This is a genomic window from Acidisphaera sp. L21 (genome assembly GCF_009765685.1).
Lineage (GTDB): Bacteria > Pseudomonadota > Alphaproteobacteria > Acetobacterales > Acetobacteraceae > LMUY01.
Genome location: NZ_LMUY01000130.1, coordinates 1 through 774, shown reverse-complemented (window position 1 = coordinate 774; position 774 = coordinate 1). Strand labels below are relative to the sequence as shown.

Annotated in this window: 1 protein-coding gene; it reads left to right on the top strand. The window is 64.9% G+C overall.

The features are described from left to right. Window positions 1–15: 15 nt before the first annotated feature. Window positions 16–774 (top strand): CaiB/BaiF CoA-transferase family protein (locus GSQ76_RS24135; RefSeq protein WP_158746656.1); only part of this gene is annotated, 759 nt, incomplete at its 3' end.

Below are 774 nucleotides of genomic sequence, written 5' to 3'. Positions count from 1 at the left end.
CAAGGCGGCCGTGAAGTGAGCGGCGTGCTGAGCGGCGTCCGCGTGGTCGAGCTGGGCCAAGTGCTGGCCGGGCCGTTCGCGGGCGCCATCCTGGGCGATCTCGGTGCCGAGGTGATCAAGGTGGAGCGCATTGAGGGCGGTGACGATGCACGCCATATGGGACCGGCGTTTCGGCATGGTGATGCGTTGAACTTCCACGTGTTCAACCGCAACAAGCGCTCCGTGGCTCTGGATCTAAAATCGGAGGAGGGGCGGGCGGCGCTCGAGGGGCTTGCGGCGGATGCTGATATCCTCGTCCACAACTTGCGCCCCGGTGTGACTGAGAGCCTGGGCATCGATGGGCCAGCCATGTGCGGACGGCATCCTCGGTTGATCTACTGCGAGATCTCAGCGTTTGGCCACCTTGGTCCACAGCGGCATAGCCCGGGCTACGAGCCGCTGATCCAAGCCTTCAGCGGCCTATCCAGCGTGAACGGCGGGCCGGATGATCCGCCACTACGGCTTGGTGCCTCAGTCTGCGACCAGGGTACGGGGATGTGGGTGGTGATCGGTGCCCTGTCGCTGCTGCACCGCCGCGAGAAGACTGGGCGAGGTGGTGTCGTCAGCGGCTCGCTGTTGGAAACTGCCATGGTTTGGAATGCTCAGAAGGCCGATTCTTACGTCAATTCCGGCACCATGCCGGCGCGGCATGCCTCGGGTCACCCTGGCTTCGTTCCCTACGAGTCGTTCAGCACGGCGACCGGGCCCTTGTTGCTCTGCGTCGGCAACGACCGG